The sequence below is a fragment of the Chitinophaga sp. 22308 genome, assembly GCF_052045305.1.
Taxonomy (GTDB): domain Bacteria; phylum Bacteroidota; class Bacteroidia; order Chitinophagales; family Chitinophagaceae; genus Chitinophaga; species Chitinophaga varians_A.
In genome coordinates this window covers 515464-540497 of sequence record NZ_JBQEOP010000006.1, presented here as the reverse complement: position 1 = coordinate 540497, position 25034 = coordinate 515464, and the positions used below count along the sequence as shown (strand labels likewise).

The following is a 25034-nucleotide window of genomic DNA, read 5'->3' as shown; positions in this document are numbered from 1 at the left end:
AATGTGACTCTCCGGCGCGGTGAAATTAACTCATTTTCCGTATTGGTGGTAAAAGCCACTTATGGCGAATATGTTGGTGTGTATGTAATTTTAAATTATTGAAATATGTATTATGATTGGAAATGTATTATTGATTTTTTAAATTCTATATTCAAGTAAATGTTATTTAAAGGTAATTTGTACTTTGCTGTTCTATTCTAAAACAATAACACTTTCGTGGACGATTATGAATTATTACGCATGGATAATAGTCCCTTTATGCAGCAGCATACTGGCCGCCTCCGCTCAAACTCCCGCACCAGACCCTGGTTACAGGCAACTACAGGAAAAAAACATAATCGTAAACAGGAACTTTTACCTCTTTACCCTACTGGAACACCTGCCGGAAGTCAACAGGCTGGTGCTGAAAGACACCAGCTTTATACGGTGGAACAATATTTATCGCGGTAAGCTGCAGTCGGCACATCGTCCGACAGACATACAACTTGACGATGCCACTATCGCCCGCTTTAATGCCTGCTTCGCCAGGATGCTGCAACAGCATCCGCGGGAAATGGGCACACTCCTGCAACATATGCGCCGTTCAGGTTTTTTTCAGTTATATGCCACTGAACCCGACAGCACGCTGCTCACAAAAGCCTGGCAGGACGCCGCCCATGGAGTGAATTATATCCTCAACGCCTATACGACCAATAAGGGTTTCCGCTACCCTAAAATCGACTCGGCTTCTTTTTATGTGGAAAGCCCTGCCTATAAACAGGCGCTGACAAAATTAATGACTTCCGTTGCCCGCAGTACCTCCACCAACAGCCTGTTTTTCCAGTCGCCGCTGGCAGTGGCAGTGGGACTGCTGGTATTGAACAAACATGATGAATGCGCCCGGTACATGCCATTGGAGGAAACTAACAAAGACGCCTACACGAAAGTGAAGACGGCCGACTGGAACAAATATGCTTACTCCGCATTGCTTATTCCAGGCGCCGGCCCGGGAGACAAGGCGTCCATCAGTGATGCCGGTAAAAACCGCTGCCGCATTGGGGCTGAGATGTACCATAGCGGGAAAGCTCCCTTTATCATCGTTTCCGGTGGCCACGTGCATCCATTTGGAACACCCTACGCAGAAGCGGTGGAGATGAAAAAATATATGGTCAGCGAACTGAAAGTACCGGCCGATGCGATTATTGTGGAGCCTCATGCACGGCATACCACTACCAATGTCCGCAATGCTGTCCGCATTGCCTGGAAAAGCGGCATGCCCCTGGAAAAGCGGATGCTGTGCGTATCTGATGCCTTGCAACTGTATTACGTGGCCAGCCCGGTTTTCGGCAAACGCTGCGAGGAAGAACTGAACTATCAGCCGGCGGCGGACATGCAGCAGGCCGACCTGAACTTCCTTTCTTTTATGCCAGATCTGAAGTCGCTGCAGGCCAACTCACTCGACCCGCTGGATCCCTGATCGCGGACCACAGTATGTACCATGATGAATCGTCACACTTGTTATTCATAAAACACACAACTTCATGTACACTATCCTCGGCGCCGGTGGCGTAATCGCCAATGAACTGGCCAAAGAACTGGTAAAAAACGGAAAGCAGGTACGACTCGTAAGCCGCTCTCCTCAAGCTGTTGCCGGCATCACCGACCTGGTGGCCGCAGACATCACTGACGCCGCGCAAACCCGCCGCGCGGTGGCCGGCGCTACTGTCGTGTTCCTCACGGCCGGACTGAAATATGACCATAAACTATGGGCCGTTGCATGGCCCCGCATCATGAGCAACGTCATCGAAGCATGTAAAGCGGAAGGCGCTAAACTGATCTTCTTCGATAACGTATATTCTTATGGGTTAGTGAACGGCCCGATGACAGAAACCACCCCCTACAATCCTGTCAGCAAAAAAGGAAAAATCCGGGCCGCTATTGCCACGCAACTAATGGAAGAAGTCAAAGCCGGTAACATCACGGCCACTATCGCCAGGGCAGCGGACTTCTACGGCCCCGGCGCAGACAAGACCGGCTTCCTCAACCTGCTGATCATCGACAAATTCAAAAAGAAAAGTTCCGCCATGTGGCTGGGCAAAGATAACGTCACCCATAGCTACACCTTCACCCCCGACGCCGGCAAAGGACTTTACCTGCTTTCCCAGGACGATTCCTCCTGGAACCAGGTATGGCATCTGCCTACTGCCAATCCGGCCCCGGACGGCAAAGGATATATGGAGATGATCGCGCGCCAGATGGGCGTTAAGCCAAAGTATATGAAGCTGAACCGCTTCCTCATCGCTGTTTCCGGCCTTTTCGATTCCACCATCCGCGAACTGGGGGAGATGTTGTACCAAAGCAACTATCCCTATATTTTCGATTCGTCCAAATTTGAAAAACACTTTCAGGTAAAACCTACTTCCTATGAAGAAGGTGTTAAACTTACCCTGCAATATGAATAGTCTACAAAATTTGTAGGAAATAAATTTGGTAGTTTGAATTTGTGTCCTATCTTTGCACCAGTTCTTTTAATCGCTTATCAAGAAAGGAGGAGGGAAATGGCCCGACGATACCTTAGCAACCTTCATCATGGCACTGATGAAAGGTGCTGCATCCATCCCGGCTTTGCCGGGAAAGATAAGTATCTACATTTGATTGTTATTTCATTTAGATATTTTATTATAGGAATGCAGCGGATATATACCCGCTGCATTTTTATTTTAATGACTATAGTAAAATAACACAATAACCAAATCTCTTGATGGGCGCTGCATAGAACTTGTTTATTCATTTTTCATCAAACTAAAAAACAAGTACAGATGAGCACTATCACATCACTGATCCATTCTATTCCCGTAGATCCGCAAACAGGCGCAATCGCTGTTCCCATCTACCAGACATCCACCTTCGTACAGGAGGCTCCCGGTGTAAACAAAGGTTATGACTATGCCCGGTCCAACAACCCCACCCGCGAAACAGCAGAAAAAATCATCGCCGGACTTGAAGGAGGCGCAGCCGCTTCCGCCTTTGCCAGCGGCCTGGCAGCCATAGACGCTGTCATCAAACTGCTGAAAGCCGGAGATGAAATTGTGGCGGTAGATGATATCTATGGCGGCGCTTTCCGCCTCTTTCATAAAGTGTATGAAAAATTCGGTATCAAAGTGCACTATGTGGACACGGCCGACACACAGGCGGTATTCCAGGCCATTACACCGGCGACACGCCTTATATGGCTGGAAACACCCACCAATCCTACGTTGAAGATTTCTGATATTGCGGCCATCAGCCGTATTGCCAAGGCAAGTAACTGTCTCCTTTGTGTGGACAATACGTTTGCGTCACCGGTGCTGCAGCAGCCACTGGCCCTTGGTGCCGACCTGGTCATTCACAGCGCCACCAAATACCTGGGCGGCCACAGTGACCTGATCGCCGGTGTGGTAGTGTCTAAAACGCCACAGCTGGGAGAGGAGATTAAATTTTATCAGAACGCCTGTGGCGCTATCCTGTCACCGTTCGACAGCTTCCTGCTCATACGCGGCATTGAAACGCTGCACCTGCGCATCCGCCAGCATGTGGCCTCTGCACAGGTCGTCGCCGAATACCTTGAACAACATCCGGCAGTGGATAAAGTGTTTTATCCGGGACTGCCTTCCCATCCCGGCCATGCGTTGGCCAAACAACAGAGCAAGGGCTTTGGCGGCATCATCTCTTTCTCATTGAAAGACGACCGCGAAGAAGCAGCTACCGCTTTTGTGACATCCACCCACTATTTTAAACTCGCTGAAAGTCTCGGCGGTATTAAAAGCCTGGTGAGCCATCCAGCTACCATGACCCATAAATCCATACCGGCCGAAAAAAGAAAGGCTGCCGGTGTGAGCGACAGCCTGATACGTTTGTCTATAGGCCTGGAAGAAGCGACCGACCTGCTCGCCGACCTGGAGCAGGCCTTTAAACACTTACCGCAGCCCGCTTTGGCAGAAACCGGGTTACCAGCATAGCGGCTACGTTATCTCCCGTCGCGTTTAAAATGGTGGCCAGCGGATCTACCAGGGTGCCGATCACCATCAGCGGCGGGAGCGCCTCCGGGGGGAAATTGTATACCGACATCACCAGCAGCTCCCCGATGTAACCACCGTTGGGAATGCCGCCTTCCACAATGCTCACGATGACGGTGATGCCCAGTGCCATCACAATCACGTTGACACTGTCGAAACCTTTGCCGTACATGGCAAAAACAACCGCCATCTTAATGATGGAGCTGATGCTTGAACCATCTTTATGCAACGTTGCGCCCAACGGTACCACCACGTTGCCTACGGATGCCGGCACCCCCATCCTGGGCACCGCTTCCAGGTTGGCCGGAATAGTGGCGATGCTGCTACCGGTGCCTACAGCAGTGAGGGTGGGAACGATATTGTTTTTCCAGAAAATCTTTACTCCCCTGAAACCGCCGGCCACAAAGGCATAGAAGCTGAAGCCAACCAGGAAATAAAGAGCGCCGAAGCCGTAATAGATGCCCAGCGAATGCGCATAGGTGCCAAAGAGCTGCGGGCCCACTGTCCCTACCTGATAGGCGAAATAAGCGCCCAGCCCCAGGGGGGCGGCCTTCATCAGCAATGCCAGCAGGTCTTTCATCACCTCGTTGCCGGAGTGGAGGAAACGCCGGAAAGAGGCGCCCCGTTCCCCCGCCCGCATGGCAGCCATACCGGTCAGTACCGAAAAGATAATGAACGGTAACATGTTCTTGCGGGAAAGCAACTCGTAAAACTCGCTGACCGTCAGCAGCCGTGTCAGCTGCTCGCCAAAAGTGCCGGCGCTGGTATGATCTGTTACAGGCGTCAGTACCACTTTCTGATGAATGGGAAATATCCAGACGGCCACAATAGTCAGAAAAGCAGCAATCAGCAATGTGCTGAGAAATACCAATGACATCACGCCCAATACCCTTCCCAGCCGGTGCGACGCATCGATATGCGCAATGGCAGACGCGATCGCAAAAAATACCAGCGGTATGACAGTCGTAAATAAAAGGTTGAGAAAAATATCACCAATCGGTTTGATCACTTCCACCTTTGGCCCCAATAGCACCCCGGCTATGGAACCTGCGATAATTCCGCCCAGCAGCAGGAATATACCACGGTAATTCTTGAGGACTTCCATGTATGGAAATTTATTTCTTCCCGAAAGCTAGCACATTTCACGCATATTATTTAAATATGAATTTTAGACGGTAAGACAACGTTACCGCCTATACGTGTAACCTTTTGGCCCTCCCGCTTGTTACACTATCAAACCAACATCGTCCATATGAAATGTTTGTTACTGGGTTTATTATTACCGTTGTGTTTTCTTGCCCAGCATAAGTACTATACGATAGGAGAAGTCCTGAAAAACGCACGGCAGCTGACTTACGACAGTACGACAGTAAAAATCAAAGGGTACATCACCGAAAAGGTCGGTAAAACCACCTATCTGCTGGAAGACCGTACCGCCGAGATCCGTGTGGATATTGCAGATAAGTTCCTGCCCGGCAAACCGTTCAGCGACAGGGAGGAAGTGATCGTCGAAGCCTGGGTACAGTATGAAATCAACAAGCCGGTCACCCTGACGGCTAACCGGCCTGTAACGCATGATTAGAACCAGATGGTAGATTACAATAGCTTAAACACAAAGCTGTAGATGCTCTTGATGCTGGCCGCGATCACAATGATGGACACCGCCATCATAATGGTTTTGGCAGAAATCTTATTGGACACCCTGGCTGCAATGGGAGAAGCCACGGCGCTGCCAATGACCAGTCCCAGTACCGCGTCCCAGTGAACATGGGACAGTGCGGCCACAAAGGTGAGGGAGCTTAGCATGGCGATAAAAAAGCGGGTAGCCTTTACCGTGCCCAGTGAAAAACGGGGGTGCCTGCGGCCCGCAATAAGAGAGGACAGCACGATAGAGCCCCATCCGCCACCGCCGATGGCGTCGATAAAACCGCCGCCAAAGCCCAGCAGCCCGATACGGTTTATTTTTTTGCCGGTATGTTGGGCGCGTTGTGCCTGAATAGCCCGCTTAAAGATAATAGAGCCCAGTATCAGGGTATATAACGATACCACCGGTTTGGTGTACATCGAATAATGTTCGAGAGAGGAGAGGAGGTAGGCGCCGATCACTGCACCGGCAATGCCCGGGATGATCAGGATTTTAAACAATTTTTTATTGACATTGCCCATTTTGAAGTGCATCCATCCGGCAATGCCATTGCTGAGGATTTCCGATATATGCACCGCCGTGCTGGCAGAAGCGGGCGGAATGCCCATGCTCAGGGAAAACGTTGTGGAGGTTATGCCGTAAGACATGCCAATGGCGCCGTCAATCATGGCAAACAGGAAGCCCGCCGCCAGGAAATAGTAAAAAGTAAGCGGCACGTCTTCCACATGCACCCTGAACGTCGGTACAAAGTACCAGACCAGGGCAAGCGTTATCGTCAGGAGTAAAATACCTGTCAACCAATAAATCCATCGCTGCTTTTTTACTGCGGCGGCATCGCCGCCAGTCACCGCCCCGCTAACCAGCAGGGGCTTCAGTGTTGCTTCGTCCGCAGGCACTGTGGTGACTATTGTGGTTGTTTGTTTCTCCATTTTTAAACAATGAGCCAGCCTAATTTGTCCACAAAATACATAAACTCTATGAAATTAGTAGACTACTGTGTGAAATTTTTTTTATGCAAGCGCAAAGGGACGCTCTTTCTGCTTTGCGTCTTTGCGTATGCAGCTTTGCGAGAAAAACAGACGCATAAAAATTGATTTACCTATATTTGGGGTTGCGAACCAATTACCACATTCATGCTTTTGCAGGTTTTTCTGACTTGTTTTCTAGTTTTATTAAATGGATTTTTTGTAGCGGCGGAATTTGCCATCGTGAAAGTACGTTCTTCACAGATCAACAGCAAAGGCGGCCTGAACAGGGCCACAACGGCGGCCAAACATATCCTGGGTAACCTCGACGGCTATCTGGCGGCCACTCAGCTGGGCATCACCCTGGCCTCCCTCGGCCTGGGCTGGGTCGGCGAATCTGTCGTAACTACCCTGATCCTGCGGCTGATGGACGCATTGCACATCCGGATGACGGAAAGTACAGCGCATAACATCGCCATACCGGTAGCTTTTCTGACCATCACCATACTGCACATTGTTTTCGGTGAACTGGCCCCCAAATCGATGGCCATCCGGAAACCGCTGCCCACCACCCTGACAGTGGCCCTACCGCTGCGGTTCTTTTTCGTTATTTTCCGGCCGTTTATATGGCTGCTCAATGGCCTGGCCAACAGCATCCTCAGGTTGATCGGTTTAACGCCTGTAGGCGAGTCTGAAATCCATTCGGAAGAGGAACTGAAGCTCATCATCTCCGAGAGCCAGGAAGGCGGCGCTATCGAGGAAACCGAACGCGAACTGATCCAGAACGTGTTCGAATTCGATGACAGCCGCGTAAAAGAAATCCTGACCCACCGCAAAGACATCTCCGCCCTCGATATCAGCAAACCCTTCCAGGAACTGATAGACCAGGTGATCAAAGACGGCTATTCCCGTTACCCGGTGTATAGCAATACCCTTGATGAACTGAAAGGCGTTATTTATACCAAAGACCTCGTTAAGGGCGTGCTGGAAAAAACGCTCACCAACATACAGGATATCCTCAAGCCCTGCTTCTACGTGCCTGACAGCATGAAGATCAAGGACCTGCTCCGCACTTTCCAGAGCCAGCGCCTCCAGATGGCGGTGGTGACCAACGAATTTGGCGATACGGAAGGTATCGTTACCATGGAAGACATCCTCGAGGAACTGGTAGGAGACATCCAGGATGAACACGACCAGGAAACCCCTATCGTAGAGAAAAAGGACGAAAACACCTACCTGGTGGACGCCCATGAGTATCTCGCTGATATTAATGAGCTGCTGCCGGTGCCACTCCCCGAAAGTGAACATTATGAAACACTCTCCGGTTTAATCAACTATATCCATGGTAACATCCCGAGAGAAGGAGAGGTGCTGGTCATAGAAAATTACGAAGTGCTGATCCTGAAGATGTTCAGAAGCTCCGTTGAGAAAGCACGCTTAAAGTTGGTCCGATAAAATATTGCCATATGGAAAAGAAGGTCCTGCACGTGATTGAAGGCCGGGAAAAACATATTACCGACACGGAAGTGGTAAGGCAACCGCTGCCCTCTGCGCAGTTCCGTTTCGCCAGCCCGTTTATTGTGCTGCACCATATGCCGGCAAAATACTATGCACCGGGCGCTCCGGCAGAAAGGCTGCACCCGCATCCGCACCGTGGCTTTTCACCGGTAACCTTCATGCTGCAGGGACAAGGCTATCACCGTGACAATGCAGGCAATGCCATGACGGTCACCGCCGGTGACGTGCAATGGATGTTCGCCGGCAAAGGCATCCTCCACAGCGAAGGTCCCTCTGAAGATTTTCTCCGTAAAGGCGGCAACTATGAACTGCTGCAATTGTGGTTCAATGCACCGGCTGCCCGTAAAGGCGACGATCCCTACTATCAATATGTAAAAGGCGCAGACATGCCAGCCGTGGCCCAGGCCGACGGAGTGCAGCTGACGCTCGTCAGCGGTAACTATGAAGGCAAAACCGGCCCGCTGCAAAATTTCACTCCCATCATCGCCATCTGGGGTGCTATACAGGCCGGCAAATCCGTTACGCTCAAAGCTACGCCGGGCTACTGGACACTGCTGTATGTGGTGGACGGACAAATTACGGTCAATGGTACTGCGGTCAACGGTTATCACCTCGTGATATTTGACAGGGACGATGCCGCGGAAGATATTCAGATCACCTGCAAAGAAACAACCCGCATACTCTATCTCTGCGCAGAACCGATCAATGAGCCGGTAGCGGCCAAAGACAACTTCGTCATGAACACGGCCACAGAAGTGGACCAGGCCATCGCCGACTACAAAAATGGCCTCTTCGGCACACTGGAGGCGTAAACAACGTACAGCCATTCCTGTTACAGAATAATACAGTAACTTTAATAGTATGATCCCATGGACGGAAATACTGTTAAGGCTTTCGCTTGCCGCCCTGTTCGGTGGCATGATCGGCCTGGAGCGGGAACGCAAAGACTGGGCTGCCGGTTTGCGTACACATATGATGGTATGCGTAGGTGCCGCGCTCACAATGATGGTTTCCGCCTACGGCTTTGAAGATATCCTCGGCAAGCCCAACGTAGTACTGGACCCTTCCAGGGTGGCCGCGCAGGTGATCAGCGGCATTGGTTTCATCGGGGCAGGCACCATCCTCTTCCTGAAAGAAGGCGTCATCAGAGGCCTTACCACCGCAGCAGGGCTCTGGACGGTAGCGGCCATCGGACTGGCTACTGGCGGCGGGATGTATTTTGCCGCACTAACCGCCACCGTGATCGCCATTATTATCCTGTGGGCACTGCAACCCCTGGAAAAAAAATTCCTCTCCCGCTTTGAACATAAAAGCATTCGCATTGTCACCTTCGAAAGAAGTAAATCGGTAGAACTGATCAACAACCTTTTTCACAACAGCACCCTCTCTATCATCGGTTGTAATATTGAACAAACAGACACGCTTTTTCTGTTGAGCATCCGCTTTAAAAATCTGGACAAGACCACATTTACTGCATTGGTAGCCGAAATACAGGCCGACAGCGGAGTAAAGGAAATTTCCTGGAGCGCGTAAAAGCATAAAAAAGCCCCGACAATTGTCAGGGCGGTAAATTACTTTACATGATCGAATCTTTTTTGTAAGAGCTATCTCTCTGATGTTTTTTCATGTCTTTTTTCATCTCCTTTTTTTCCTTCTTCATTTTACGGGCAGGATTAATAGTATCCCTCGTTCTGGGAGGAAAGGTATCCTGCAGGATTTCCTGGTACCCGGCCTGTTTCACCAGCTCATCCTGATTCATGGGATTAGCCTGTAGCGTACGGTCGGCGTTGCCCTGGAACAGAAAAAATACAAACAATACGATCATGAGTCCAATTGTAGCAGGAAGGTTCTTCATAAAATTCATTTTTTGTCAGTAGATAGATGACCAATATCATGCTGGATTTTGCACCAATGGCACGGACAGGCATAAAATATTGAAAATGACCTGTTGTGGCCACCACTTCAAAATCTGTTTGCAGAGACCAACCAGGCCCACAGTGTGGATTTTGGCCGTCATTCAGGGGAAGGGGAGTGACAATGGCGGAGCTTCGAAAGCGCTACCTGTGGTAAATCCGGCACTAAGGCACTGCATTTGCAGCACGTCCTGTATTATTCACCTCAAAATACAGGTTATGAAAAGTACAAGAAGTGAAAATACACATCAGAGCAAGCAGATGCCTTTGAGCAATATGCCCAAGCCGGAAATACGGGACAACCTTGACAGCCGTAAAAACGAGGAACAGGATTTTAAAGGTTCAGATACCACGCACAACCGAAAGGCGCACAAATCATCCAAACATAAACGATAAACTATGTTGAAGCATGTAATGTATTTGTTGGCCTGCAGCTGTCTGGCCGCCACTTTCACAGGCTGTAACCAATTGACTGAGCAGAAGGCTAATCAGCAGGACAAGGCCAATGACAGTACCAGGCCGCCAACACCTGCACCAACAGAAAACAGGGCTACTTTTAAACTGGACACTACTTTTAAAGATTATCGTTTTAGTGTGTCTACCCGCGGCGACGGTACGCTGCGTAACCTCTATGTTGGTATAGGCAACGTAAAGGATTCCAGCCGTATGGACACCATCATTGAAAAAGACGTGAAAGGCAATATCGCCGGCGTGGCGGTAGCAGACCTCGATAAGGACGGGCAACCGGAGGTATACGTTTTTAATACTTCTACCGGCACCAGTCTCAACGGAAAAGTATACGGCCTTGTGGTCCAAAAGAAAGGAGCGATAAAAATCAATACTGGTGACATCGACAGCCTGAACGCAAAAGACTACCAGGGAAGAGATTCTTTTTATATTCAAAATAGCGAACTGGTACGCACGTATCCGGCCTTCGAGGAAGGTCAGCGCCAGGCCCTGACGACGGATAAAAGGAAGATCATCCGTTATCAGCTGGTGAAAATCGGTAACGGCTATACGCTGAAGAGCAAATCCTGATTTAGGGATCTAGAGATTTTTTGATTTTGGAATTTTGGATTTAACGAAATGATTATCATATAATCTTCGCTCTTACAAATCTCAAAATCCCAAAATCAAAAAATCCCCAAATCCGTAAATGTTATTTACCGGTGATAGAAGATGCTATGTTCGCTCCAGCGGGCATAAAAGTTTGCCAGGGCCTTCTCAAATTCGCGGTAGTTCTTATTGGCCGAAAGTGTCCAGCCGTCTTCTGCATAAGCCGCGAGGCGGGGATACACTTTTTCTTCCATGGACATTTCATCTGGTATCCATTCTCCCCACATCTGACATCCTGTGCCCAGAATTTTGTGATGGTATTTTGCGTCCAGCCCTGCAGGAATAGGATCGAAGGCATATGCCTTTTCCAGTGATATCTGTTCGTAGTTGTAATCCAGGTACGTAGCGGCATGGTAGGAGTTGACCACATCGTATCCTTTTGATACCGCATCGGTGATCAGTTTAAGTTCGCCTTTCCAGAAATGTACGATCGTGCCGGGGGCCAGCTGTGTAGTGCCCACGTCTTTGGTGTCGTTGTATTCATGCAGTTTGGCGCCCATGATCTCATTCCAGCCCATCATGCGGCGTTGTTTGCCAGCAAGGTAAGTGGAAATGTTATTGGTGAAATAAATCTGGAGATCTGCGGGAGTGGCCAGCTGATTCGCTTTCATATAGGCCTGTACGCCGGCATCGGCTTTCCACTGGTCGTATTTCACTTCATCGCCGCCAATATGGACCACTTTGGAAGGGAAGAGCTGCATCACTTCGTCCAGTACATCATGCAGGAAACCAACTACTTTTGGATCTGCCACATTGTATACATCGTAGTGTACGCCAAACTTTCCCGGTACTTTGATAGGCGCCTGTTGCGTGCCCAGCCAGGGATAAGAGGCGATGGCCGCAGCAGAGTGGCCGGGCATTTCTATTTCAGGAATAATGGTGATGTGACGGGCGGTGGCATAGGCAATAATATCGCGGATCTGGTCTTGCGTATAAAAACCATCATGCGGTTTACCGTCATAAACAGTGCTGTTCCAGCTGCCGGTTTGCGTAGAATCGCGGTGACTGCCCACTTTCGTCAGCAGGGGATATTTTTTGATCTCTATCCGCCAGCCCTGGTCATCGGTCAGATGCCAGTGGAAGGTGTTCATTTTCAGTGCGGCCATTTCATCCAACAGCTTTTTAACGGCGGTTGCTCCTTTAAAGTGGCGCGCTTCGTCGAGCATAAAGGAACGCCAGCCAAAGCGGGGTTTGTCTTTTATTTCCACGCCGGAGATAGTGAAACCGTTAGTCTCATTATAGTGGATAAGTTGTTGGAGGGATTGTACGCCATAAAATATTCCGGCGTTGGTGGCTGCGGTGATAGTGGCTCCGGCAGGCGTAACTTTCAGGAGGTAGCCTTCCTTACCAAGGGAAGAGTCTAGCTTCGGATTGAGTGATAAACGGATATAGTTGTTTTGGGCGGCAGGTTGTAACGGAAGCTTCAGGCGGATACGGTTGTTAAATGCTTCCTGGAGGTATTTAGCCTCTCCGGTACTGGCGCCAGCTACGATGGCGGTCGTACCGGAGAGTTTGAAAATGCCGGTGGTAGCGGTTACCTGCGTGGGTTGCGGTATAAGGCGTTGTGCCTGCAACTTTTTGGCAGTCACGGCCAGCAACAGGCAGCTGCTGATGACCATGGATTGAAATCTGAGCATATATGTATTTTATTGTTCACAAATCTAACGAACGATAAAATACAAAAAAAATCTCATGTTTAAATGCTTCAGGCCACTTCTACCTTTTGCCGGGACACGGCGATATCGGTGATCGCCTCGGAATAGAATACCGGTGGTACATGGCCAAGGGGCATCAGGCACTCATCGGTTTCTTTGTCCGGATTTCTGGACCAGCGTTGCCGCATTTTGGTTTTATCTACAAAATAGAGGGTGCCCAGTTTGTAGCGGAAACCTTCTTCCTTATAAATGCTGCTCATTTCCACGATCACTTCCAGCTGGTTTTCATCATCTGTTTTGTGGTAGGCATATACATATTTGCCTTCAGCGCCTTCACTGAGCTTCCAGCCTTTCTGCTCCATATGTTTATTGAGCAGCGTGCTTTCGAGGGCAATGTCCTCAAAGTCATGCACCAGCGTAGTATCGGCCTGTTGCGGCGGGATAGCGGCCACGGGCCTGTCCAGTTGAGGGAACACGGCTTCGATGCCATCTTCGGCAAAACGCTGTTTCCATTGGGCGATTGCTTCACTGCTGAGGTACAACGGATGCAACACCCGGATGGAGGCGCCGGCGGGAATGTTGACCAGCCGGCCGTGAAGATCAGTCAGGCTGCGGTCGTTGCGGCACTGGAAACCGGTGATCAGCTGGTCCTGTGCGTCATACAAAGCCCAGAGTAACCGGGTGGCATATACGAACATGACCGGGTGGTGGAGAAAACACTGTTGCCATTGTGCCGGTTCCCATTTGCGTTGCACCACCAGGAAATGTTCGAGCCTGGCGGTTTGCTGCTTCACGGTTTCGGCGATGGCTTTGCCCAGTTGTTTGATCCTTTCTTTGGTTTCAGCCGTAATGGCGACCGGAATGAATTTAAGTTTCCGTTGCCTGTTATTGATCGCAGCGAGTTTAAACTGCTGATCGATATACAAATAATAGGTATCGCCTTTCACATCGAAGGGCAGGAGCATGTCTTTAAAGCCGAAATCAGGAACGATACGGTCGCCCAGTTCATGCATGCTGATGCCCAGTTCGGCAGCAGCCTGTTGCATGCCGGCTAACGCTGCCGCCCCTACGTTGGCTTTACGGACGCGGTATTTGCGGGACAGGAATTCTACGGTATGCAGCGCGTGTTTGCTGCCATGCATGGCCAGCGCGCCAACGCCGTGTTCTGCCATGCGCAGCCTTTTTTCACCGATCCACTGGTAGATGGCCTGTTCGAGGGTGAGGGCCATCCGGTCGTCGCCGGTGAGGCCGGCCAGCGCCAGCAGGTATTTCGCTTTGGCGTCGCCATTGCGGGACAGGTACAACTGGAAAAGGTGCATGGAGAAGTCGCCGCTGGTGGTACGGTCTATCAGGCGCAACAACGGCCTGGCTTCCATGTCAACCGTCATCTCCTCTATGCGCGACATGCGGTAGAGAAGAAAACGTTTCATGTCCAGCGTAAGGGCTTCGCCGTTGAGCAGATATAAAGGTGGTAATACCGTGTCGTCCAGCCATTTTTCAAGCGGTCGGTTGAGTTTGTGCCGTTTTTTGGCGAAGGCCACCAACTGTTGTGCGGTAGTGGTGTCATCTTCTCCTGCAAAGGTATGGCCCAATGTTTCCAGCATCAGGTCGCGTGCGTCGTCGTTGATTTCCTGCTGGAGTGCCTGTTGGAGCAGCTGTCTGGCTTCGGGCATGTCCAGCCTGCAGAGTATCTGTACGGCGGTAAGTCGCTGCTCTGCTTTCTTATGCTGTAACAGCAGGCCTGCGCGTTCGAGCGCCTGCGGATGATCTGCCAGTATAACGGCAACGAGCATACGCACCGATTTCAGTTTATGCAGGGTGAAGTCCCATAACCTTTCAGCATACAATGATGCGTCCAACCGGGTGAGCAGCGGGAAAATATGTTTGGCTTCGTAATCGTTGTCAATAGCTTTGAGCAACAGGGGAACGGCCTGGTTGCCCAGTTCCTGTTGTATCAGCTGAAATGCTTCCGGATGCAGGTATTTTCTTTCGTCCAGATGGGTGTCGAGATAAAGAATGGCCTGTTGCCTTTCCTGACGGAGCAGCTGGCCTACGGCGATCACATCGGGCGCTGGCAGCGAGGAAGCGCTTCCCATGGCCATCTGCTGCTGGCGGAACGCCTGGCCGGTAATGCTGCTGTTGCATTCCTGCAGGTAAGCATAAGCGGCTTTCAGCAGCTGTGGTTGATATGCTTCCGGTTGATATTGGGCCAGCAGGTAATAACCACACAGTTGTGCGGTATAGTCAGGCAGTGTGGCCAGATGGGCCACGGCTTTTTCTATCAGCGGCAGATATTTGTCGGTATTGAGCTGCAACAGTACCCGCGACAGCTCTAGGTTGACAAATCCTTTGTCCGGCTGGGCGAGGATATACTCGAGGTACTCCGTTTCACGTTCCGGATGTCCTTTGGAGAGGAGCCGGAAAAAGAGCGAGTTCCAGCCTTGTTGTTTCCAGGTGCGGAGGTAGGCGTCAACAGTCGGCCATTCCGCGCTTTTGATCAGGTCCTGGAGGAATTTTCGCAGTGGCGTGAATTTCAGTGGCGCCAGGTCAAAGTTGTGGCCGTCGCCCGAATAGATGATCAGGATAGAACCGATGTCTTCAGTACTGCAGCCTCTTTGTTGCAGGTAGCTGGTAAAGTAACTGAAGCGCATAACGATGGCGGATGCGGAACCGGGTGTGTCCAGCATCGGCACAACATGTTGAAGAAACCTGTCCCGGCACTGCTGCCAGACGAGGGGATCTGCGAGCAGTTGTAATACCAGCCGGTCATTGTCGTCCCACTGGTCGGGCAGTTTCAGCAGCTGTACAAAAACGCCCATTTCGCGGGCGATCGTTGCATCAGTGCATACAGGCGGGTGAATGGTTTGCCCGGTAAGGAAAGCTACCCCATCCTGCAGCTGCGCGTAATGGCTGCTGTCTTCATAAAGCTGTTGCTGTCGTTCGATAAAAGGTAGTATAGTTTCCTTAGTATATGGCATAAGGCTTAAATAGGTTCTTTATTTTTTCAGGACGATATCCTCGCGGGCAGCCCACTGGGAGATGTCCTGTTTGCTCAGCGCCGTGGCCATCATATCCGGGAATTTGTCTGGCGTGCAGGCAAATACCGGGATACCCAGACCGGCAAGGAACTGTGCGTTTTCATGATCATATGAGGGTGCGCCTTCGTCGTTGAGGGCCAGTAATACCACCACCTGTACGCCACTGGCGGCCAGGTCGGTAAAGCGTTTGCGCATGCCGGTTTCATCGCCGCCTTCAAACAGGTCGGTGATCACTACCAGCACGGTATCTGCCGGCCTGGTGATCAGTTGCTGGCAATATTGCAGGGCCAGGTGAATATCGGTGCCACCGCCCAGCTGTACGCCAAACAGCAGTTCCACAGGGTCCTGCAGTTCTTCTGTCAGGTCAGCGACAGCGGTATCAAATACCACCATCTTCGTTTGTACGGCAGGGATAGAGGCCATCACTGCGCCGAAGATGCCGGAATACACGACGGAGGCGCCCATGGAACCGCTTTGGTCCAGGCATAGCACCACATCTTTCAGTGATGACCTTCTGCGGCCATAACCGATCAGTGTTTCTGGTATCACTGTTTTATAATCCGGTTGATAATGTTGTAAGTTTTTTCTGATGGTCAGGTCCCAGTTGATTTCCTGATGGCGGGGCCGCCGGTTGCGGACGCTTCTGTTCAGGCTGCCGGTAATGGCCTGTTGCATGGGTTGCGATAGTTTTTTGAGCAGTTCGTCTACCACCTTTTTTACGACCTGCCTGGCGGTGTCTTTGGTTTTCTCCGGTATCACGCGGCTGAGCGTCATCAGGGTGGCTACCAAGTGTACATCTGGCTCCACGTTTTGCAGCATTTCTTTTTCCAGCAGCATGGAGGTGAGGTCCAGTCGTTTAAGGGCGTCTTTTTGCATCACCTGTACTACGGAAGAAGGGAAATAGCTGCGGATATCGCCCAGCCAGCGGCTGACGTTGGGGGATGAGCCTCCCAGGCCGCCTTTGCGGTTGCTGTCGTAAAGGGCTTCCAGCGTTTTGTCTACCTGAAGGTCGTTTTTGTCGAGGGTAAATGCTGTACCGTCATTGTTATCGCCTCCCAGGATCAGTCGCCACCGTCGTAAATTTTCTTCCATTTATTCTGCCTGGTTTTCAGGGTGAAAAAATCCCAACATCTGCATTACCACCGGGATGCCGAGGGCAGCCCGTGCATCGTCGATGCCGCTGGCCACGGTGGTTTGCACCGGACCGCTACCGGTCCCTGTTCTCACTTTTTCCCCCAGTTTTTTCCTTTCCGGGGCGGTAAAGTTAGAAAAGGTGCGGCGTAATAATGGCAATATCTGCATGAAAATATCATTTTCCAGCTGTCCTACCCAACTGCACACCATATTCCAGAGGGTATCATCGAGCAGCAGGAGGGTGCCGCTGCCTTTGAGGAAGCCTTCCAGCCAGGCTGCCGCCACCGCTGGCGTATTGGCTACGGACATGGCTATACTGAAACGGCTGAAAAGGGCTTCGCTGTCCAGTATTTTAAAGTCAAACAACAGGCGGGAGGCGTACCCGGCTATCACCGGGGCCGACTGGCTGTTGGCGGAAATAGCCTGTAATGTGCCAGTCCACGCACCGGTCAGGTCCGGATGTTGCAGCAGGTTAATGGCGTCGTTCATGGCCTGGAACTGTTGCAACAGTTCCAGTGCTGCATCTTCTCCTACAGAAGTGCAGGCGGCCGGTAAACTGATGCATACCCTGCTGATCATGCTCTCCACGATGTTCATCACCAGGTCTGCATCTGTTTTGCGCACGTTGCCATAACGGGTGATGTCCACCAGCGAAGGCACTACTTCCAATAGTTGCAGTACGTCGCCTGCGGCGGCGGCGAGGTTGTTGATGCGTAGTATCAGCGCGTCCACCACTTTGGGCAGTTCCGCCGGCAGTGCGGATTCCAGCATCCGGCATACTTCCCGGAGGGTGGCTGTTTTGCCGGATACGTCCAGCACATATTGGGTCACGGCTTCCAGGACAGTATTGCCCCAACTGCCTTTTTCAATGATGTCTACTGAAAACGAGGGGTCCCATTGCAGGCGCCACTGTTCTTTAAAGGTGCCTTTACCGGAGGTCTCCTGCCGCTGGCCCCAGCGGACGCCCAGCAGCTCCAGCCGGTGCAGGAAGATACTGCGTTCCAGGTCTGTGTCTTTACGGAGGTCCAGTGTATAATCCTTGAAGTCCGCCGTTTGTGGCAGCCGCAGTTTTTTCTGCTGCCGCTCAATGTCGGCTTGCAGCGGAGGTTTGGGAATATCCGAAGGCACCTGTCCGATGCGGTTGCTCACGATCAGTTCGTCCCGTATCAGCTGCATCAGCACATCTTCGCCGTTGCATAAGATGCTGAGGGTGGCTTCGTTGAGCTCTTCGAGGCCCGGACGGGAATACTGCCGCAGGGATGCCAGCGCATTGGCCAGCCTTACCGCTTCCAGCACATGGGCCACGGAAGTGTCTTTCTGCTGTTCGCGGAACAGTTTGGCCACCAGTGCCATCCAGCGGGTTCCGTCGTCTGACGGGTGGTCCCATACATGCTGGTACCATCCGGGAGAAGGCACGCCGGCACCGTAACCGCTTTCATAACTCAAACGGCTATATGTCCATGGTATCCAGGTACAGTCTATTTTTACTTTAGGCAGCCCTTTGAGCAGATCGTTATCTGCTTTCCGGGTGGGCATGTTTTTCAGGGCGGGCGCATGCCAGGCGCCGCATATCACGGCTATGCGCGTGAACATTTCTTTTTCAGCCTGACGGACCATATTGCGCATCCAGGCTTCGCGCAGCTTTTCCATGCGGCTGTCGCGCGAAGGCAGTTCCTCGCGCAGCGCTTCCATGGCGTCGCTTACGGCATCAAACACCTGGTCGTCCGCCTGCCGGTATTCAAACATATGTTCCCACCATCTTTCGCCGTCGTCATACCCTGCGGCTTCTGCGAGGTAAGCGACGGGGTCGTGACGGAAGGTGGCCGGGCTGAGGTGTTCGGTAGGAAAGTCTTCGTCTTCTTCGTCAGCTACGGCAATGAGGTCGCCAGTTTCTCCGGGTAGGGAAGTGAATTTGGCAGCGGCCAGTTCCGGCGCAGGGCTGTCCGTTTCCGGCACCTGTGCAGCTTCCTGTTTCCGGAGCGCGGCTTCGGCAGCGGCCTGTTTTTCTTTTTCGAGGGCAAATACATGCGTCAGTGGCAGATCCATGAACCGCACGGGAATATGCTGCCGTTGGGCATAACCGATCGCCTGCCATTCGGGGGAGTATTCAGCAAACGGGTAAAAGCAGGAATGCTGCGGATTATCGGGCTGGTACACCAGTATGGCCACTGGTGGTTTCAACGCTTCATGGCTGGCCCACGGAAGGATGTTGTCAGCTTCCGGCGGGCCTTCCACCAGCACAATATCGGGTTGCAGCGCCTCCAGGAAATTTTTGACGTTCCTGGCGGAGCCGGGCCCATGGTGCCGGATTCCAAGTATATGAACAGACATGATTACACAGTTAGGTTATTGCAAATCGCGGCAGGCACGATATACATCTTTCCACTCATCGCGGGTTTTGACAACAGTTTCCAGGTATTCCTGCCATACCAGTTTATCCTGCACCGGGTCTTTCACCACTGCGCCGATAATGCCGGCAGCCAGATCGGCTGCTGTCAGCCGTCCGTCGCCAAAATAGGCGGCGAGGGTCAGGCCGCTGTTCACAACAGAGATGGCTTCTGCGGTGCTGAGTGTGCCGCCGGGTGATTTGATTTTTGTTTTGCCGTCTTCCGTGACACCGTTGCGCAGCTCGCGGAAGATGGTCACGATGCGGCGTATTTCTTCCAGTGCCGGTTTTTCCGCCGGTAGTTCCATTACTTTCTCAAAACTTTCCACCCTTCTTTTTACGATGTCGATCTCTTCTTCCATAGTGCCGGGCACGGGCAATATCACGGTATTGAAGCGGCGTTTCAGTGCGCTGGACAGTTCATTGACGCCTTTGTCGCGGTTGTTGGCGGTGGCGATCACATTGAAGCCTTTGGCCGCCTGCACTTCGGTGTTCAGCTCGGGTATAGGCAGTGTTTTTTCTGAAAGGATGGTGATCAGCGTGTCCTGTACGTCTGCACCGATACGGGTCAGCTCTTCAATACGGGCGATCTTGCCTTCCTGCATGGCGCGCATTACGGGTGTTTCCACCAGCGCCTGACGGGAAGGGCCTTCGGCCAGCAGGCGGGCATAGTTCCAGCCGTAACGGATGCTCTCTTCACTGGTGCCGGCAGTACCTTGCACGATACGGGTGGAGTCGCCGCTGACAGCGGCGGCCAGGTGTTCGCTCACCCAGCTTTTGGCGGTGCCGGGCAGGCCGTACAGCAGCAGGGCGCGGTCTGTCGCCAGGGTGGCCACGGCTATCTCCATCAGTCTTTTGCTGCCAATGTATTTAGGGCTCACCTCAAATCCGTTTTTCAGTTTGCCGCCGATCAGGTAGGTGACTACCGCCTGTGGCGACAACAGCCAGTTGTGCGGCCGTTTGCCGCTGTCCTGCTTTTTCAGCTCTTCCAGTTCGGTGGCGTACAGGGCCTCTGCGTGTTGGCGTAAGGTGTCAGACATGGTATATAATAATTTAGCTGTTTTTTGTGAATGATTGTTGTATAAACGTTTTGATCTGTAATAGTCCTACCAGGTGCATGGAAATGGATTTCCAGTAAGTCTGGTAATTTTCGTTCTCCGTAGAGATCCCGTCCAGCGCAAATTTTATGGAAGAGGGGATGAGCGTGATAAAATCGCCCATGGTGCGTTGTGAATAGGTGTACGGGTTTTTTGCGCAGAACCGGAATATCTTCATGGCCAGCTCTTCGCTCCATACTTGCTGCAGCTGTCCTACGTAATTCATCACCAGGCTGCTGTGCGCATCAAAGTGTTGCAGGATATAGGTGTCCTGCTGATCGGGCGGCAGCAGCGGCAACAGGGTCATATGGAAGGTATCACTGTGCTGTACAAACGAAAGCGCACGTTTTTTATCCGCAAACCAGCTGATAGCCTGTGCCAGCGCCGGAGCAAAGGGTTTGAGCGCTTTCTCGTGATGGAAGAGGTCTGTCACTTCTTCAAAGGACGCCTTAAAATGTTCCTCCCACATTCTTGGATGTACCAGTGCTATTAATTGAGACAGGATGTATTCATCGTCCGATATGCGTGCGTTGTTGCTGAGTTTGTCGATACCGGTTTTGAAGATCTCTGCATCCGGAGGAATGGCCGGCGTTACCGCTATTTTCCCTTTGGGACCTATGCGGATGGAGCTTTCCAGCAGTTGCCAGTATTGTTCATGCAGACTGCTGCCGGGAATTTTTTTCAGCAGTGTGAGGGCTGCCTCTTTTACCTGTTTGCTTTTTTCCTGTTGAAGTGTTTCCAGCCATGGTGCGTCGTCCATGCTGATACCGGTAGTGAGGGCAGTTAACAGTTCGGCTTTTACCGCGGCGCTTTCTTTGGGCCAGGTGGCTTGCAGCAGGGCCCGTGCTTCGGCCGGTTGTTCTCCGCGGATACGGGTGAGGGCTTCCAGGCGCTGTGCTGTGGTGCCGTTTTCCCACATTTCTTCCGTAGTGTCTGCAACTACGGAGAAGTTCCATTCACGGTTGAACTGTGCCAGCCATTCACCGCGTTTGCCGCAACAGGCTGCCGCCAGGTTGCGCAGCGATTTATGGCGGCTGGCGCTTTCCAGGATGCGTGGCAGGTATTCGGGCGGGAGCACCTGGTTGTTGCGCATGCATAGTTCCAGCCATAGGTAGAGCAGCGGTATATTTTCGCTGTCGAGCGTATGGTGGAGGGACTGGATAGCGGTAGCGCCGCAATAGGGTTTAGTTTCCGGTGCGCACGCCGTCATGGTAGATGGTCCGCCGGTTACGGCCATAGCGCCGCTTTGGCGGTAGTTGAGCACCAGTGAGGCCAGTTGCAGGAACTGTTCTTCCCGGTCTGTCCCACGGGAGGCCAGCACTGTTCCCGCTGCCGCCTGTAAAGGGGCGGGGAGGCTGCCGGTGTCCAGCTGCTTTTTAGCGGTGCCCAACAGGGCTATATTAATAATGTCGTTCCAGGACTGCATCGTTGTTTGCTTAATTATTGTTCAGGGACCGGGCTGTCTTAAAGTTTTTCCTGCAGGCAGATGACCGGGCCTTCTGTCCGGATCGGCGTTTTATAACAGCGACGCCTATACGGATATGGGTTGTCGGTTACAGCACTTTATATTTCTGCTGGTGCCAGACGCCAATGGGCTCATATTGTGTTTCGCGGCCGATCACGGCCATGGGTAACGGTTGGCCGCCACTGAGGGCGAGCAGTTTCCACAGGCTGCGGAAATCCGGCCGTAGCTGCATTTCCTGCCCCTGGTCGTCTCGCAGCCACCACTGGCCGTTTCGTTGTACCGGTGTAAGCGCGGCAATCGTATATACCTGATCGTTATAGAGCGGCCACAGGCTGCTGACCTGTGTCTGGGCGGTCATCACGTCTGCCCAGCCGGTATGACCGCTAAACTGACGGACTGCCGTAGTGGCCTGCTGTGTTTTGATCAGCGCCCGCATAGGGGCGGCTGACGGGTAATATACGAGTTCTGCCTTTATACAGCTGCCTGGTGCAGGCATCAGCTGTACCTGCGGCTGATGGCGGATCGTAAATTGCAGCACCAGCGCTGCGCGGCGGGTGGTAAGGCCGTATAGCCAGTACCGTTCGGTAATGAGGCGGTCGTCTTCGGTACTTTGTTTACCGAGGACCAGCCAGGTGTCTGTGATGCCGGTTTGTGCTTTGAGTTCTTCCTGTGACTGTGCATAACCGACAAGCGTCCGGATGTCTTGCCGGAGCGCGGGCGCCAGTTCGTCCAGATGGCCATAGGCCTGTGCGGCCAGATATAGCCGCAGCAGTTGCTCCATAAAGGTATGTTGCCAGCCATCGCTGTAGTAGCTGATTTCGGCCATCTCCCGGAGTATGGCCGCCAGTCCGGACGCCTGTGCGTCTACCATGCGGCGGGCCATGTTTTCGCACATGTCAGCGCCTTTGTCAGGCAGACCGATAATCCCGTTGCGGACAAGGTCTTTGCTCCACCGCACCAGTTCTTCCAGTCCGTCGCTCACTTTCCGGTGCCGGGCTTCCGTTCTTTTGTTTTGAGCGGCTTCGTCCACCGGTTTGGCTTCTGTGGGCTGCTGCGCCTTTTTCTCTGCTTTCTCCGAGCGCTTGCTGATCCATTCTGTTACCCAGGCGGGTTGTTCCTGTTGCACAAAGGAGGCTTTCTCCCTGGCATAATACAATAAAAGGCCAACGCCATGTTTACACGGGAACTTACGGCTTGGGCAACTGCAACGGAAAGCCATGGCGCCGGTATCCACCTGCGTCTGATAAGGCTTGCTGCCGCTGCCCTGGCATTCTCCCCACAGGGCGGCCTCACTGTAGCCGGTACTGACCCATTTGGCCGGCCTGGCCAGTTCTTTCCCCGCTTTGCGGGACGATTCATCGGGTGCCATTGCCAGCACCTGTTCTTCCGTTAGGTCCAATTATGCAGTTATTTATTATTTGGTTATTGGCTTGGTTATTTAATCCGTAGCATGTGCCAAATTAAGTCAAAGTAGCTGTTGATGAACAATGCTACAAATTAAATAATTTCATAAAATAAAAGCCAAATATCGGTGAATACTACGCAATGTATATAGTAACAGCGCAATTTCCGGCGTAAAAATAATCTTTTAGAGAAAAGAAGGATGGTTGCAGCAGAAGTTTAAGTAGAGAGGGTAAAATATTCATTATGAAATAAATATAACGGTTGTTTAAAGTTGAATAAAGAGAAGGGGCAGCTATCCGTCCGGCTAACCGGGAATCTGTCCGCCAAGTTGCCTGATCGTGGCCTGCAGCAATTGCACCCGTTTCAACAGGTGGCTGATGGCCTCCAACCCCTCCATATTTATCTGCAAATCGAAGTGTAACCGCATGTATTTTTCCAGCAGAGGCAACTGGTCGTAATGCAGGTAAGTGACCTGTTCCTCCCGTGTCAGCACGATCAATCCGTGATCGTCCAGATCAACTATAAAAGAAGTGGCGATATTGTAATGCTGACTGCATTCTTCTATTGTCAGTTTATCATTGTTTTCCATACCAGCATAATTTTATCGTTCGTCGGATAATTGCTGAAAGAGTGCTTTTTCTTTCTCAGAGAGACTAGTGGGTAATTTGATCTGCCAGGTGATATATAAATCGCCGAACATACCCTCTTTTTTGTATACCGGAAATCCTTTTCCTTTCAACCGTACGGTTACGCCGTTCTGTGTTTCGGGTGCGATCTTCAGCTTTACTTTCCCGCCTAAAGTGTCCACCACCTGTTCTCCGCCTAACATGGCCTTGTACAGGTCCAGCGGCACATCGCAGTAGAGATCATTCCCTTTCCTGGTAAAATTTGTATCGTTTTTAATCCCGAAGGTGATATACAGATCACCTTTAGGTCCGCCATTCATGCCCGGTCCCCCATAGTGGGCGAGTTTGATCTCCTGACCGTTTTCAATACCCGCAGGCAAAGTGATGCGGATGTTCTGTCCGTTGACCGTAAAGGTTTGTTGATGCGTTGTATAAGCCTGCGACAACGTTATTTCGAGTTTGGCATGTATGTCCTGCCCCCGGAAACGGCCTTGTCTCCCTCCGCTGCCGCCGAACATAGACGAAAAGAAATCGGAGAAATCATCTTCCCCGCCACTATAGGTATAGTGTTGTCCTTCGCCGAAAGGATGGCCCTCATACCGGGACTGACCACTATAGGCATTTTGTTGTCTTCTGGCTTCCTCGAACTGTTCCGCATGTTTCCAGTCCTTCCCGTACTGGTCATATTTTTTGCGTTTTTCCGGATCGCTGAGCACTTCGTTGGCCTCGTTGATCTGTTGAAACGTCCTGCCAGCCTCGGGATTGTCAGGGTTCAGGTCAGGGTGATGTTTCCTGGCAAGTTTCCGGTATGCTTTCCTGATGTCATCAGCGGAAGCATCTTTGTTTACACCTAAAGTCTTGTAATAGTCAATGTATTCCATATCATCCTATATTCTTTTTAAAGGGAACAGCCGTTTGTATGGAGCGGGTATCGCTGTTGGCGATGCAGATGAATAATTTACAAATAAAAATGAACCTGAGCAAAACTACTTACGGGGCATCGCCGGATAAAAGTTATTTCCGCCGGTGATGCCAGTG

The 25034-nt window shown here is 51.6% G+C and carries 21 protein-coding genes and 1 riboswitch; of the genes, 9 read left to right on the top strand and 12 right to left on the bottom strand.

What is annotated here, in order from left to right:
* Positions 1-226: 226 nt before the first annotated feature.
* From ACTJJS_RS25905 to ACTJJS_RS25895, 3 genes are all read left to right on the top strand, one after another.
* A complete protein-coding gene (locus ACTJJS_RS25905) occupies positions 227-1456 on the top strand; it encodes a YdcF family protein (protein WP_440666184.1) in 1230 nt (409 codons plus the stop codon).
* 64 nt (positions 1457-1520) lie between these two features.
* Entirely contained in the window at positions 1521-2441 is a 921-nt protein-coding gene (locus ACTJJS_RS25900) for an NAD-dependent epimerase/dehydratase family protein (protein ID WP_440666183.1), read from the top strand.
* Positions 2442-2512: 71 nt separating this feature from the next.
* Positions 2513-2623: riboswitch (SAM riboswitch) on the top strand.
* Between the two features lie 175 nt (positions 2624-2798).
* Entirely contained in the window at positions 2799-3977 is a 1179-nt protein-coding gene (locus ACTJJS_RS25895; protein ID WP_168874537.1) for a trans-sulfuration enzyme family protein, read from the top strand.
* On the opposite strand, the gene ACTJJS_RS25890 is transcribed toward ACTJJS_RS25895, so the two are convergent.
* On the bottom strand, positions 3928-5139 hold the full coding sequence (locus ACTJJS_RS25890; protein ID WP_440666181.1) for a dicarboxylate/amino acid:cation symporter: 1212 nt from the start codon (positions 5137-5139) through the stop codon (positions 3928-3930). The genes ACTJJS_RS25895 and ACTJJS_RS25890 overlap by 50 nt on opposite strands.
* A 147-nt stretch (positions 5140-5286) precedes the next feature.
* Here ACTJJS_RS25890 and ACTJJS_RS25885 point away from each other — a divergent pair, with 147 nt between their 5' ends.
* A complete protein-coding gene (locus ACTJJS_RS25885; protein ID WP_168874539.1) occupies positions 5287-5616 on the top strand; it encodes a NirD/YgiW/YdeI family stress tolerance protein in 330 nt (109 codons plus the stop codon).
* A 14-nt stretch (positions 5617-5630) separates the two neighbouring features.
* Here the strand turns inward: ACTJJS_RS25885 and ACTJJS_RS25880 are convergent, their stop codons facing one another.
* A complete protein-coding gene (locus ACTJJS_RS25880) occupies positions 5631-6608 on the bottom strand; it encodes a sulfite exporter TauE/SafE family protein (protein ID WP_440666179.1) in 978 nt (325 codons plus the stop codon).
* A 204-nt stretch (positions 6609-6812) separates the two neighbouring features.
* Here ACTJJS_RS25880 and ACTJJS_RS25875 point away from each other — a divergent pair, with 204 nt between their 5' ends.
* The 3 genes from ACTJJS_RS25875 to ACTJJS_RS25865 are packed head-to-tail and all read left to right on the top strand — an operon-like array spanning position 6813 to position 9695.
* Positions 6813-8099, top strand: a complete 1287-nt coding sequence (locus tag ACTJJS_RS25875) for a hemolysin family protein (RefSeq protein ID WP_440666178.1) — start codon at positions 6813-6815, stop codon at positions 8097-8099.
* Positions 8100-8110: 11 nt separating this feature from the next.
* A complete protein-coding gene (locus tag ACTJJS_RS25870; protein ID WP_440666176.1) occupies positions 8111-8974 on the top strand; it encodes a pirin family protein in 864 nt (287 codons plus the stop codon).
* Positions 8975-9023: 49 nt separating this feature from the next.
* On the top strand, positions 9024-9695 hold the full coding sequence (locus ACTJJS_RS25865) for an MgtC/SapB family protein (protein WP_440666175.1): 672 nt from the start codon (positions 9024-9026) through the stop codon (positions 9693-9695).
* A gap of 43 nt (positions 9696-9738) precedes the next feature.
* On the opposite strand, the gene ACTJJS_RS25860 is transcribed toward ACTJJS_RS25865, so the two are convergent.
* Positions 9739-10017 (bottom strand): hypothetical protein, encoded by a 279-nt coding sequence (locus ACTJJS_RS25860; protein ID WP_440666174.1) that lies wholly within the window; start codon positions 10015-10017, stop codon positions 9739-9741.
* Between the two features lie 277 nt (positions 10018-10294).
* Here ACTJJS_RS25860 and ACTJJS_RS25855 point away from each other — a divergent pair, with 277 nt between their 5' ends.
* Both ACTJJS_RS25855 and ACTJJS_RS25850 read left to right on the top strand, forming a co-directional pair.
* On the top strand, positions 10295-10471 hold the full coding sequence (locus ACTJJS_RS25855; RefSeq protein WP_168874445.1) for a hypothetical protein: 177 nt from the start codon (positions 10295-10297) through the stop codon (positions 10469-10471).
* A 3-nt stretch (positions 10472-10474) separates the two neighbouring features.
* Positions 10475-11113, top strand: a complete 639-nt coding sequence (locus ACTJJS_RS25850; RefSeq protein ID WP_440666172.1) for a hypothetical protein — start codon at positions 10475-10477, stop codon at positions 11111-11113.
* Positions 11114-11238: 125 nt separating this feature from the next.
* Here the strand turns inward: ACTJJS_RS25850 and ACTJJS_RS25845 are convergent, their stop codons facing one another.
* The 9 genes from ACTJJS_RS25845 to ACTJJS_RS25805 form a co-directional block, all read right to left on the bottom strand.
* On the bottom strand, positions 11239-12828 hold the full coding sequence (locus ACTJJS_RS25845) for a beta-N-acetylhexosaminidase (RefSeq protein ID WP_440666170.1): 1590 nt from the start codon (positions 12826-12828) through the stop codon (positions 11239-11241).
* Between the two features lie 68 nt (positions 12829-12896).
* Complete coding sequence (locus ACTJJS_RS25840) at positions 12897-15824, bottom strand: DUF4132 domain-containing protein (RefSeq protein ID WP_440666168.1); 2928 nt, start codon at positions 15822-15824, stop codon at positions 12897-12899.
* A gap of 18 nt (positions 15825-15842) precedes the next feature.
* Positions 15843-16976, bottom strand: coding sequence for a VWA domain-containing protein (locus ACTJJS_RS25835; protein ID WP_168874548.1), 1134 nt, complete (start codon positions 16974-16976; stop codon positions 15843-15845).
* On the bottom strand, positions 16977-19349 hold the full coding sequence (locus ACTJJS_RS25830; protein ID WP_440666167.1) for a DUF5682 family protein: 2373 nt from the start codon (positions 19347-19349) through the stop codon (positions 16977-16979).
* Between the two features lie 15 nt (positions 19350-19364).
* On the bottom strand, positions 19365-20444 hold the full coding sequence (locus ACTJJS_RS25825) for an ATP-binding protein (RefSeq protein WP_168874550.1): 1080 nt from the start codon (positions 20442-20444) through the stop codon (positions 19365-19367).
* Between the two features lie 13 nt (positions 20445-20457).
* Positions 20458-21927 (bottom strand): DUF5691 domain-containing protein, encoded by a 1470-nt coding sequence (locus ACTJJS_RS25820; RefSeq protein WP_440666165.1) that lies wholly within the window; start codon positions 21925-21927, stop codon positions 20458-20460.
* Positions 21928-22054: 127 nt separating this feature from the next.
* Entirely contained in the window at positions 22055-23365 is a 1311-nt protein-coding gene (locus ACTJJS_RS25815) for an SWIM zinc finger family protein (RefSeq protein WP_440666163.1), read from the bottom strand.
* A gap of 309 nt (positions 23366-23674) precedes the next feature.
* Positions 23675-23959 (bottom strand): chaperone modulator CbpM, encoded by a 285-nt coding sequence (locus ACTJJS_RS25810; RefSeq protein WP_440666162.1) that lies wholly within the window; start codon positions 23957-23959, stop codon positions 23675-23677.
* A 12-nt stretch (positions 23960-23971) separates the two neighbouring features.
* Positions 23972-24877 (bottom strand): DnaJ C-terminal domain-containing protein, encoded by a 906-nt coding sequence (locus tag ACTJJS_RS25805; protein ID WP_440666160.1) that lies wholly within the window; start codon positions 24875-24877, stop codon positions 23972-23974.
* Positions 24878-25034: the final 157 nt, after the last annotated feature.

Bases quoted from the DNA above. Each gene is read 5' to 3' on its own strand.
- ACTJJS_RS25895 (WP_168874537.1), top strand. From the start codon at position 2,799: ATGAGCACTATCACATCACTGATCCATTCTATTCCCGTAGATCCGCAA.
- ACTJJS_RS25870 (WP_440666176.1), top strand. From the start codon at position 8,111: ATGGAAAAGAAGGTCCTGCACGTGATTGAAGGCCGGGAAAAACATATT.
- ACTJJS_RS25810 (WP_440666162.1), bottom strand. From the start codon at position 23,959: ATGGAAAACAATGATAAACTGACAATAGAAGAATGCAGTCAGCATTAC.
- ACTJJS_RS25860 (WP_440666174.1), bottom strand. From the start codon at position 10,017: ATGAAGAACCTTCCTGCTACAATTGGACTCATGATCGTATTGTTTGTA.
- ACTJJS_RS25855 (WP_168874445.1), top strand. From the start codon at position 10,295: ATGAAAAGTACAAGAAGTGAAAATACACATCAGAGCAAGCAGATGCCT.
- ACTJJS_RS25885 (WP_168874539.1), top strand. From the start codon at position 5,287: ATGAAATGTTTGTTACTGGGTTTATTATTACCGTTGTGTTTTCTTGCC.
- ACTJJS_RS25900 (WP_440666183.1), top strand. From the start codon at position 1,521: ATGTACACTATCCTCGGCGCCGGTGGCGTAATCGCCAATGAACTGGCC.
- ACTJJS_RS25805 (WP_440666160.1), bottom strand. From the start codon at position 24,877: ATGGAATACATTGACTATTACAAGACTTTAGGTGTAAACAAAGATGCT.
- ACTJJS_RS25820 (WP_440666165.1), bottom strand. From the start codon at position 21,927: ATGCAGTCCTGGAACGACATTATTAATATAGCCCTGTTGGGCACCGCT.
- ACTJJS_RS25840 (WP_440666168.1), bottom strand. From the start codon at position 15,824: ATGCCATATACTAAGGAAACTATACTACCTTTTATCGAACGACAGCAA.
- ACTJJS_RS25905 (WP_440666184.1), top strand. From the start codon at position 227: ATGAATTATTACGCATGGATAATAGTCCCTTTATGCAGCAGCATACTG.
- ACTJJS_RS25880 (WP_440666179.1), bottom strand. From the start codon at position 6,608: ATGGAGAAACAAACAACCACAATAGTCACCACAGTGCCTGCGGACGAA.
- ACTJJS_RS25830 (WP_440666167.1), bottom strand. From the start codon at position 19,349: ATGTCTGTTCATATACTTGGAATCCGGCACCATGGGCCCGGCTCCGCC.
- ACTJJS_RS25865 (WP_440666175.1), top strand. From the start codon at position 9,024: ATGATCCCATGGACGGAAATACTGTTAAGGCTTTCGCTTGCCGCCCTG.
- ACTJJS_RS25875 (WP_440666178.1), top strand. From the start codon at position 6,813: ATGCTTTTGCAGGTTTTTCTGACTTGTTTTCTAGTTTTATTAAATGGA.
- ACTJJS_RS25845 (WP_440666170.1), bottom strand. From the start codon at position 12,828: ATGCTCAGATTTCAATCCATGGTCATCAGCAGCTGCCTGTTGCTGGCC.
- ACTJJS_RS25835 (WP_168874548.1), bottom strand. From the start codon at position 16,976: ATGGAAGAAAATTTACGACGGTGGCGACTGATCCTGGGAGGCGATAAC.
- ACTJJS_RS25825 (WP_168874550.1), bottom strand. From the start codon at position 20,444: ATGTCTGACACCTTACGCCAACACGCAGAGGCCCTGTACGCCACCGAA.
- ACTJJS_RS25890 (WP_440666181.1), bottom strand. From the start codon at position 5,139: ATGGAAGTCCTCAAGAATTACCGTGGTATATTCCTGCTGCTGGGCGGA.
- ACTJJS_RS25850 (WP_440666172.1), top strand. From the start codon at position 10,475: ATGTTGAAGCATGTAATGTATTTGTTGGCCTGCAGCTGTCTGGCCGCC.